Here is a 10,487-nt window from a genome sequence, read left to right on the forward strand (position 1 = left end):
TGGTCCTCGTCGTTTCCTCCCCGCCCGAGTAGATCGTGCGGCAGGGTCGGCGGAGCGGCGCTGATGCCATCCGTCTCGCTGCCGCGCTCGGTGTCGCCGTCGAGGCCGGGAGCGAAGTCGTCCGGCCCGAAGTCGCGATCATCCGTGGTGGGCGGCGAACCCGTCCGGTCGGATCCGAGCTGGGCGGCGGCCAGCGGCCCGGTGAGAGGGAACGGCCCGGTGCTGGGGAACCGCCGGGGCCCACTGGAGTCGTCGAAGAGGCTTTCTGGTCCGTCGGATTCACTCGCGGTCCGGTGCCCGTTGGCCCCGGTGCCGTTCGTTGACGCGACCCTGCCGTCCACCGGTTCGGGAGTTCCCGAGCCGGTGCGTTCCGGCCGCTGCGGTGCATGCGGTCCGGTCGGGGAACCGGGGACGGCCGGCGAGTCGCCGACGCGGGTTCCCAACGCCGGCGCGGCGGGCCGGGCCGGTCCCGTGCCGGCCCCGCCGTCTCCGGTCACCAGCTTGGCGGGCAGCCGGACGACAGCGGTGATACCTCCGGAGGCGGACTCACGCAGCTGGACGTGAATGCCGTGGCGGCTGGCCAGCCGACCGACCGCGAACAGGCCCATGGTCCGTGACACCGACACGTCGACCACCGGCGGGTTCGCCAGTCGGTCGTTGACCCGTTCGAGTTCCTTGGCCGGCATGCCGATGCCCTGGTCCTCGATCTCGATCATCGCCCCGGCCCCCGGACCGAGCGAGCGGCTGGTGACGAGGACGCTGGTGGCCGGCGGCGAGTACGAGGTGGCGTTCTCGAGGAGCTCGGCGACCAGATGGACGACGTCGCTGACACCGTTGCCGGCGATGGACACCGCGGCGGCCGAGGTCTGCTTGACCCGGGTGTACTGCTCCACCTCGGAGATGGCCGCCAGTACGACCTCGTTCAGTGGGACGGGGTGTGTCCAGCGCCGAGCGGTGTCCGTGCCGGCGAGGACGAGCAGGCTTTCGTTGTTCCGCCGCATACGAGTGGCGAGGTGATCCAGCTTGAACAGGTTGGACAACTGGTCCGGATCCTGCTCGCGGTTCTCCAGCTCGTCGATGAGACGCAGCTGCCGTTCGACCAGTCCCTGACTGCGCCGAGAGAGGTTCACGAACATCGCGTTGACGTTGTTCCGCAGCGACGCCTGTTCGGAGGCCAGCCGGATCGCCTCCCGGTGAACCTCGTCGAAAGCCCGCGCGACTTCACCGACCTCCTCGTCGGTGTCGATACCGATCGGTTCGATCGAGTCGTCGATGTCCAGCTCGGTGGAATCGCGCAACCGACGGACGGCCTCGGGAAGCCGATGGTCGGCGACGTCCAGCGCGGCAGTCCGCAGCGCCAGCAGGGGGCGGACCAGCGATCGCGCGACGATCAGTGCGGCGAGCAGGGCGAGGGCCAGGATGAGCACAATCAGCAGACCGGACAGCAGCGCGTGGCGCTGGATGTTGCCCCGCAGGGTGCCCGCGCGGGCGTCGACGAGACCCAGGAGCTTGTCAACGGCTTCCGTGCCGGTGTCGATGGTCCGCTGGGTCGCTTGGTCCCATTTCTCGGCTTCCAGCGCGGTCAGCGGCTGACCGATGGGCGCATTCAGAATTTCTTCGACGTAATTCTGGGTGTTGCGGATGTCCCCGTTGGTCTCGGTGTCGATCGTCGGTTCGTAGACCGCGAGCTGGTTCGGTAGAGCGGCGTTCTCGAGATCGTTGCGCTGGCGGCCCCGCTGGGTCTCGGCCGACAGGAACTCGCGATAGTCGTCTGCCGTGAAGACCTGGTTCCCGTTGCGGGTAAACAGGCCATGGATGAGTGCCTGCTCCTCGGCGAGAAGTTCCGTCCCGGACATCAGGAAGTAGGCCGTGTTGACCCCGGCGTTGAGCTCCTGGTCGTCATTTCCCTGTGGGATCAGCCGGATCAGGTTGACCAGTGAGTCAATGATCGGCTGAAAGGCGGTCTCGACCGCCTTCCTGTCGATCAGCCTTTCGATCGTCTGCCGCTTGGCGGGCAGCGTGTCCATCCGGCTGCTGACGTCGTCGAGAGCGCGGCGTACCTCACTGCCGAAGGAGCCTCGCCGCTCGTTCGTAGCTGACTTGTACGCCCTGTAGGCTTCATCGACCGCCGCCCGGCGGGTTGGAATCGTGCTCCCGTCCCGGGCGCCGACGGGACCGCTGGCGACGAATCCGGTGCTGTAGGTGCGCTCGGCCTGCAGGGCGTGGACCAGCCCGGCCGCGGAGCGGCTGAGCTCGGTCAGATCGGACACCCGGTTGACGTCCCGCGTGCTCGTCAGCACCGTACCCGCCTCGATGGACGAGTAGGCGAGGATCGCGATGACAGGCACGGCCAGAATCGCGATCAGCTTGGTGCGTACCCGCCAGTTGGTGGGGTTGGCGGCGGCGCGACGAAGGCGCGCCAGTCCCGACCCGGCTGGGTTCGGTGGCGCGGCGGATCGACCATCGCGCTGCCCGCCGTCTTCGGCGTCCACGGGCGAACCCGGCGCCACTGTCGGCTCCGAGTCTGCGGCGATGCCCGTGCTGCTGGCCATCGGTTGTCTGCGCACGTACCTTCGCAACCTCTCCGCCAGCCTCCCGGAACAGGTCGTACCAGGATGGCTCGGTATCGGGCCCGGATGTCCCTTGTCAGGCACCATAGCGGTACGAAGTCGGCATCCGAAAGGCGCCTACCGTAAGCGCCTTGGTGGCCGCACGTCAGTTGTCGCTACTGCGCGCGGAGTCACCACTACCGTAACCGCCGGGGAAGCCCGACATCGGGCGTCACTGATGATCGAAGCGCTTGTCGGGGTGAGTGAACCGGGCTGAAGGCGCAAACTCGGCATCCTAGACATCTCCTACATGAGCCCTTACCGCCTTCGCGGCGGCGTCCGGTGCGCTTCGTCTGTTCCGGTGAAGGCCGTGGGAGATGGTTGGGCGCCTGGACGGACCGGTGGGGTCGCCGTGTCCGTAGGCTTGCGGGGTGAGCGAGTTGCAGCGTAGCAGTGCTGGCCGCGGTGCGGAGCCGACGGATACCGGCGCGGTTCGGGATGTTCCGCGGTCCCCGGCGGACGGCCCCAGCGGCCCGTCCGCGGTGGGGCCTGCGGGCTACGACACCGTGCTGGTGATCGATTTCGGTGCTCAGTATGCCCAACTGATCGCCCGGCGCATACGCGAATGTCATGTGTATTCGGAGATCGTCCCGTGGGATATGTCGGTGGACGAGATCCTCGCCCGGCGTCCGTCCGCACTGATCCTTTCTGGCGGCCCGAAGTCCGTCTACTCGCCTGGCGCGCCCCGGGTGGATCCTGCGTTGTTCGCTACCGGAGTGCCTATTCTCGGTATCTGCTATGGCCATCAGGTCATGGCTCAGGCGCTTGACGGCGCCGTCGCGCGCACGGGAACCGCCGAGTACGGAGCAACTCGTCTGTCGGTGTCGGATCCCGGGGTTCTCTTCGACGGTCTGCCCGTTGTCCAGCAGGTCTGGATGTCGCACGGCGACTCGGTGACCGCCGCGCCGTCCGGCTTCCGGGTAACGGCTTTCACGCCGTCGGCCCCGGTCGCCGCCTTCGAGGACCCCGCGCGTCGTCTCTATGGCGTGCAGTTCCACCCGGAGGTGGTCCACAGCGAGCGAGGCATGGACGTGCTGCGGCACTTCCTGCTCGTGGGTGCGGGCTGCCGGCCCACCTGGACAATGATCAACATTGTCGACGAGGCTGTCGCGGCCGTCCGGGCCCAGGTCGGGACCGGACGGTTGATCTGCGGCCTGTCCGGCGGGGTGGACTCCGCGGTCGCTGCCGCGCTCGTGCACCGGGCGGTGGGAGACGCGCTCACCTGCGTCTTCGTCGATCATGGTTTGCTGCGGGCCGGCGAGGCGGAACAGGTCGAACGCGATTTCGTCGCGATTACCGGCGTGGATCTGGTCCATGTCAAGGCGGCCGACCGGTTCTCCGCCGCGCTGTCCGGAGTGACCGACCCGGAGCGGAAGAGGAAGATCATCGGTCGTGAGTTCATCCGGGTTTTCGAGGAGTCCGCCCGCGAACTGGAGGTCCGGGCGGAGGCGGAGGGCGCGACGATCGACTTTCTCGTGCAGGGGACATTGTATCCCGACGTGATCGAATCCGGTTCGCCGACGGCCGCGAAGATCAAGTCGCATCACAACGTCGGTGGACTGCCCGAGGACCTGCGGTTCGATCTGGTCGAGCCGCTTCGGACCTTGTTCAAGGACGAGGTCCGTCGGCTCGGCGAGGAGCTGGGGCTGCCCGAGGAGATCGTCTGGCGTCAGCCGTTCCCGGGCCCGGGCCTCGCCGTCCGCATCATCGGCGAGGTCACGCCCGAGCGGCTCGACGTGGTGCGGGCGGCCGACGCGGTGATCCGGGAGGAGATTCGCAAGGCCGGCCTGGACCGCGAGATCTGGCAGGTCTTCGCGGTGCTGCTCGCCGACGTGCGATCGGTGGGCGTCCAGGGTGACGAGCGTACGTACGGCTTCCCGATCGTCCTGCGCGCGGTCACCAGCGAGGACGCGATGACCGCCGACTGGGCCCGGCTGCCCTACGGCCTGCTGGAACGCATCTCGAACCGGGTGGTCAACGAGGTGCCGCAGGTTAACCGGGTGGTGTATGACATCACCTCCAAGCCTCCCGGCACGATCGAGTGGGAGTGACGATCCCGGATCGGAGCGCGTGCCCGTCGGACGACCCCCGCCGACGGGCACGTTTGACGTCTGGGCGGGACCGGAGCACCCTGGATGATGTGACCCCGCACGAGATGGCCATTACCTAGGCGCGCGACCGATCATCGGGTCCGCGCCTCGCCCTTCCGCCTTGTCCTGGCGGGGGGCTTTTTTATTGCCGCGGTCATGGTGAGGTGGCCGCTCAGCCGCCGGGAGATGCTCCATGACCGCAGCAGCCGCAGACGACCGATCGGTAGCCCCGGACGCCGAACTCTGGGCGCCGGACATCCGCGCCGCGGCCCGCGTCCTTGCCGGGGTGGCACGACGGACCAGGGTCGTGCGGGATCTCGGCCTGTCGGCGGCGGTCGGTGCGCCCGTCTGGCTCAAGTGTGAGCACGAGCAGCACACCGGTTCGTTCAAGCTTCGGGGCGCCTACCACCGGGTGGCCACCGCGGATCCGGCGACGCGGGCCCGGGGGGTGGTGGCGGCCAGTGCCGGTAACCACGCCCAGGGAGTGGCCTTCGCGGCCGCGGCCTTCGGCGTCGAGGCGACCATCTTCGTGCCGGTAGGGGCCAATCCGGTCAAAGTGGCGCGGACGCGCCGGTGGGGCGCCCGGGTCGAGAAGATACCCGGGGGGGTGGAAGCGGCGCTCGCTGCGGCTGCCACCTTCGCCGCCCGGGGAGACCGGCTGCTGGTCCACCCGTTCGATGACCCGACGGTAGTGGCCGGGCAGGGCACGATCGGCTTGGAGTTGCTCGATCAGGTGCCCGATCTCGACACCGTTCTGGTCGGGGTGGGCGGCGGAGGGCTGATCGGCGGGCTGGCCGCGGCGGTGCGGTCCCGGCGCCCCGATGTGCGAGTGGTCGGAGTGCAGTCCGTGCTGTCGTCGGCGTTCGCCGCGTCGCTGCGGGCTGGCCGGCGGCTCACGGTGCCCCCCGGTGGGGCTGCGACGCCCGGTGCCGGAACGACGCCCGGTGCCGGAACACTGCGGGGAGTCGGGACGATTCCGGGCAGCCGGACGTCCGAACAGCCGACGGCGCCACGTTCGTCACGGGTGGTCCCGGCGTCGACCACGATCGCCGACGGTATGGCGGTGAGCGCTCCGGGGGTCCTGACCTTCGCCCTTGCCGCACGCCTGGTGGACGAGATCGTCACGGTCGATGAGGCGGCGTTCTGGGAGGCGATGGTGTTGCTGCACCGGGCCGGCCACCAGGTGGAACCGGCCGGCGCCGCGGGGGTCGCGGCCTTGTTGCGTCGAGGTGATCTCGCGCAGGGCCCGACGGTGGCAATCCTGTCGGGTGGCAACATCGACCCGGGGGTGGCCAGCAGGGTGAAGGCGCTCGCGGCCATCCCGCCGAGCGCGTCGAGTAGCGCGTGACTACGTGACTACGTGACTACGTGACCGCGCGGCCACGTGGCGTGGCCGCCTGACCGCCGGTGGGCCGGGCGTTGACGCGGACCACGGCCATCGACGGCCCGCCCTCGCGCGCGGGGCGGGGCGGGAACGACGGACAACAGGCTGGTCAGCACGCGGGTCGACGACCACTGGGCGTGGACGTGTGATGGTCATGCGGTGGCATGGACGCGCGAGGACCGCGGCCGGGTGGGGCCGTCGGTGCATCTCGCGGACCACACCGCGGACCGGGCCGTTGGGTGCGATCCGGGCATGCCGCGGTCCGACCTGCCCGACGTCGAACGTACGATCGGAGTCCCATGAGCGGCTTTTTCGGCGATTCCCACGGCGGCGGATCCGGCATCGCCGGGTCGGTCGGGACGGATGTCCACGGCGGTGCGCACGTGCCCTACGACCTGTTCGGCCCGGCGGTGCTGGCGCCGCCGGTGGGCGGGGACGAGCCCGGTGGCTTCTCCTCGCCACGCCTGGATGCCGAGGGCCTGCTCGACGGGCTCAACCTGCAGCAGCGGGCGGCGGTGGTGCACATCGGGGCACCCCTGCTCGTCGTCGCGGGCGCGGGGTCCGGCAAGACGCGGGTGCTGACCCACCGTATCGCGTACCTGCTGGCGGCCCGGGGGGTCCGGCCGGGGGAGATGCTGGCGATCACGTTCACTAACAAGGCTGCCAACGAGATGCGCGAACGGGTCTCGGCGCTGGTCGGTCCCCGGGCGCGGGCGATGTGGGTGAGCACCTTCCACTCGGCCTGCGTGCGCATCCTGAGGTCCGAGGCGAAGCGTCTCGGGTTTGGCTCGGCCTTCTCCATCTACGACGCCGCCGACGCGCAGCGTTTGATCACTCTGGTCACCCGTGACCTTGATCTTGATCCCAAGCGGCATCCCGCCCGAGGTCTGGCGGCGCAGATCAGCAACCTGAAGAACGAACTGATCGACTGGGAGGCCGCACGGGACCGGGCCACGAACCACCTCGAGCGGACCGTCGCCGAGGTCTACGCCGCTTATCAGCAGCGGCTGGCTCAGGCCAATGCCCTCGACTTCGACGATCTGATCATGATGACGGTGAACCTCCTCCAGGCGTTCCCCGACGTCGCCGAGCACTACCGGCGCCGATTCCGACATGTGCTCGTGGACGAGTACCAGGACACCAACCACGCGCAGTACGCCCTGGTGCGTGAACTCGTCGGCCAACCGGCGTACTTCGGTGGCGGGTCCGCGCCGGTGGAGCCGGCCGAGCCGGCTACCTGGGCCTCGGGCGCCGTCCCACCGGCGGAGCTGTGCGTGGTTGGCGACGCGGACCAGTCGATCTACGCCTTCCGTGGGGCGAACATCCGCAACATCGTGGAGTTCGAGGAGGATTTCCCGAACGCCGCGGTGATCCTGCTGGAACAGAACTACCGCTCCACCCAGACCATCCTCTCCGCCGCGAACGCGATGATCGCGCGTAACAACCAGCGCAAGGCCAAGCGGCTGTGGTCGGACGCCGGTGACGGTGAGAAGATCGTCGGATTCGCCGCCGACAACGAGCACGACGAGGCGGCCTTTGTCGCCGAGGAGGTCGACCGGCTCTCGGACGCGAAGCTCGCGCGGCCCGCCGACGTCGCGGTGTTCTACCGGACCAACGCCCAGAGCCGGGTGTTCGAGGAGATCTTCGTCCGGGTCGGGCTGCCCTACCGGGTGGTCGGCGGGGTGCGGTTCTACGAGCGCAAGGAGATCCGTGATCTCCTTGCCTACCTGCGGGTCCTCGCCAATCCTAGCGACACGGTGAACCTGCGTCGCATCCTGAACGTGCCCCGGCGCGGGATCGGCGAGCGGGCCGAGGCGGCCCTGGCGGGCTTCGCCGATGTCGAGCGGATCGGGTTCGCGCAGGCGCTGGAGCGTGTCGACGAGGTGCCGGGGATCGCCGCGCGCTCGGCGAAGGCGGTGCGCGAGTTCACCGCGCTGCTCGCCGAGCTACGCGCCGTAGCGGCCGACAACCCGGTGGCCGTGGTCGAGGCGGTGCTTGAACGCACCGGCTACCTGTCGGAACTCCTCGCCGAGGGCACCGTCGAGTCCCAGGCCCGGGTGGAGAACCTGCAGGAACTGGTCGGAGTGGTCCAGGAGTTCGCCCGGCGGCTGCCCGAGGGCACGCTCGCGGAGTTCCTCGAGCAGGTCTCGCTCGTCGCCGACGCGGACCAGGTTCCGACCGACGACGGTTCCGATGGTGTGGTCACTCTCATGACGCTGCACAGCGCCAAGGGCCTCGAGTTCCCCGTCGTCTTCCTTACCGGTCTCGAGGACGGCGTCTTCCCGCACCTGCGGACCCTGGGAGATTCCACCCAGCTCGAGGAGGAGCGCCGGCTCGCCTATGTGGGTGTCACCCGGGCCCGGATCCGGCTCTACCTGACCCGCGCGGTGATGCGCAGCGCCTGGGGCCAACCGGCCTACAACCCGCCGTCGCGTTTCCTCGGCGAGGTGCCGGACACGCTGGTTGACTGGCGCCGGCTGGCCGATCCCCCGCCAGCGCCCGCGGGGACGTCCTGGGGCTCGTCTGGCGGGTTTGGGTCGGGCGCGACCGGCCGGGGCGCCGCCGGTGCCCCGGCGGCGCGTAAACCGCTACCGAACTCGCCATTCTCGGGTCGCGCGCGGCCGGCCGCTCGGGCCGTCCTGGAGCTGCGTCAGGGCGACCGGGTGACGCATGACAGTTTCGGTCTCGGAGTTGTCGTCGCCACCGGCGGGGTCGGTGACTCCGCGGAGGCGACCATCGATTTCGGCGAGAACACCGGCACGAAGCGCCTGCTCCTGCGGTACGCCCCCGTCGAGAAGCTCTGACGGTCCCGAGGGTCCCGAGGGTCCCGAGGGTCCCGGCCGGTCCGCCGCCCCGGCGAGGCAGCTCGCGACCAGGTGGGCGACCTTGCCGCTGAACGCCAGGGAATGATGCCCGAGGCCCGGCACGGTGTAATTTTCGATGTCGAGATCGGGATGGTCGAGCGCCGCCTCGGCGGGCCGCACCACGCTGTCCAGCCCGGCGCCGATCGCGACGAACCGGGTCCGGCAGCCGGGGGCGGGTGCGGCGAGTTCGCGTAGGAGCGCCGATCCCGGCCGTAGCTGGGTGACGAGCCGGTACGGCACCGACCGGGGGACGAGTCTGGCGAGACGGGTGCCGGAATGAGGCGTAGCGAGAGTGATCAGCGTGTCCACGCACTGATCGCCCCCGAGTTGCTGCACGTAGTAGCGGGCCACCAGCCCGCCGAGTGAATGGGCGATGATGTGCACGCGCTGCCTGCCGCTGTCCGTCATCGCGGTGTGCACGGACGCGGCGAGTCGGAGCGCCGCTTCCTGCACCGTCGGCACGAGCAGCGGCAGCTCCACCGTGCGCACCCGGCGGAAACCGCGGCGGCGTAGCGACCGGCCCAACCGGGTGAACACGGACCGGTTGTCGATCAGGCCGTGGATCAGCAGGATCGGGGTACCTGCCGCGTCGGGAGCGTTGACCAGCAGGCTGCGGTGCAGCGGGGAGAGCGCGCTCAGCGAGTAGGGCTCGTGCTCGCGCGGGCACTGCCGGCGCAGCGCACTCGCCGGGTAGAGGGCGAGGTGGGTGGCGATCCAGGCCGCTTCCACAGCGAGCCCGCGGGCGTTCACCGGGGTCGTGCGCAGGCCGGTGAGGACCGACCGCCCTGGAGCGGCGATGTTGTCTGCGGCCACGGCCCGCCTCAGGCGGGCCGTGGCCGCAGACAACGATGGCAGTATCCACTCGCCGATGGCCTGCTCGCCTTCCCTCGCCGTACCATCCGTGCCGCCAGCCGTGGTGCTCGCCCCCAGGTCGGCAGATATCCCGGTGGCCAAGTAAAGACCGGAGAGAAATGCTACAGACTGTTAGGTAGCCCTGTCGACCATCGAGCCTGCCGTCGGCGCAGCCGATCGTCCTGGTCCCCCCGGCTCAGGGATGCGAGCAGCGATGCGGCGTCGCGCGCCGTCTCGGCTGCGGTGGTGGCGGACAGGAGCCGATCGGCGAATCCCAGCGCGTTCAGGTCGGTCGGCCGTAGCCCGCAGACGTTTGCGGCCCGCTCGACCGGTATCCGCAGCGTGACGGCGGTGCCCTCCGGGGAGAGCGCGGTGAAGTAACTGTCCGGGGTCATGGCGACGACGTCGGTGACCGCCGCGGCGAGAGCCCCGCCAGAGCCGCCCTCACCCAACACGATCGACAGCGTCGGCGAGGGGCAGGCCAATACCGCGGCCATCGCATCCCCGATCGCCGCCGCGATGCCCGCGGCCTCGGCGTCCGCGTTGTTCGCCGCGCCGGGCGTGTCGACCAGGGTCACGAGACCGATCCCCAGCTTCCCCGCGAGCCGGGCGGCGCGGACCAACAACCGGTATCCGGCAGGCCCCGGGGCGTCGCCGCGACGGGCCCCGACAGCCACGACCACCGCAC

At 69.9% G+C, this 10,487-nt stretch carries 5 protein-coding genes and 1 pseudogene; 3 read left to right on the forward strand and 3 right to left on the reverse strand.

Annotation, left to right across the window (positions count from 1 at the left end; genetic code table 11):
• Window positions 1–2,492: nitrate- and nitrite sensing domain-containing protein (locus AC08OX_RS00495; protein WP_476605976.1), on the reverse strand; the 2,492-nt coding region annotated here is incomplete at its 3' end.
• A gap of 599 nt (window positions 2,493–3,091) precedes the next feature.
• Between AC08OX_RS00495 and guaA the strand changes: the two genes are divergently transcribed.
• The 3 genes from guaA to pcrA all read left to right on the forward strand — a co-directional run bounded on the left by guaA (window position 3,092) and on the right by pcrA (window position 8,887).
• Entirely contained in the window at window positions 3,092–4,660 is a 1,569-nt protein-coding gene (gene guaA / locus AC08OX_RS00500) for a glutamine-hydrolyzing GMP synthase (protein WP_476605982.1), read from the forward strand.
• A 232-nt stretch (window positions 4,661–4,892) separates the two neighbouring features.
• Window positions 4,893–6,047 (forward strand): threonine ammonia-lyase, encoded by a 1,155-nt coding sequence (locus AC08OX_RS00505; RefSeq protein ID WP_476605977.1) that lies wholly within the window; start codon window positions 4,893–4,895, stop codon window positions 6,045–6,047.
• 335 nt (window positions 6,048–6,382) lie between these two features.
• A complete protein-coding gene (gene pcrA, locus AC08OX_RS00510) occupies window positions 6,383–8,887 on the forward strand; it encodes a DNA helicase PcrA (protein WP_476605978.1) in 2,505 nt (834 codons plus the stop codon).
• A 306-nt stretch (window positions 8,888–9,193) separates the two neighbouring features.
• Here the strand turns inward: pcrA and AC08OX_RS00515 are convergent.
• A pseudogene (locus AC08OX_RS00515) lies at window positions 9,194–9,760 on the reverse strand (esterase/lipase family protein); the annotation flags it as partial.
• 161 nt (window positions 9,761–9,921) lie between these two features.
• Window positions 9,922–10,487: carboxyl transferase domain-containing protein (locus tag AC08OX_RS00520; protein WP_476605979.1), on the reverse strand; the 566-nt coding region annotated here is incomplete at its 5' end.

The organism is Frankia sp. CoBUL1 (assembly GCF_978021245.1).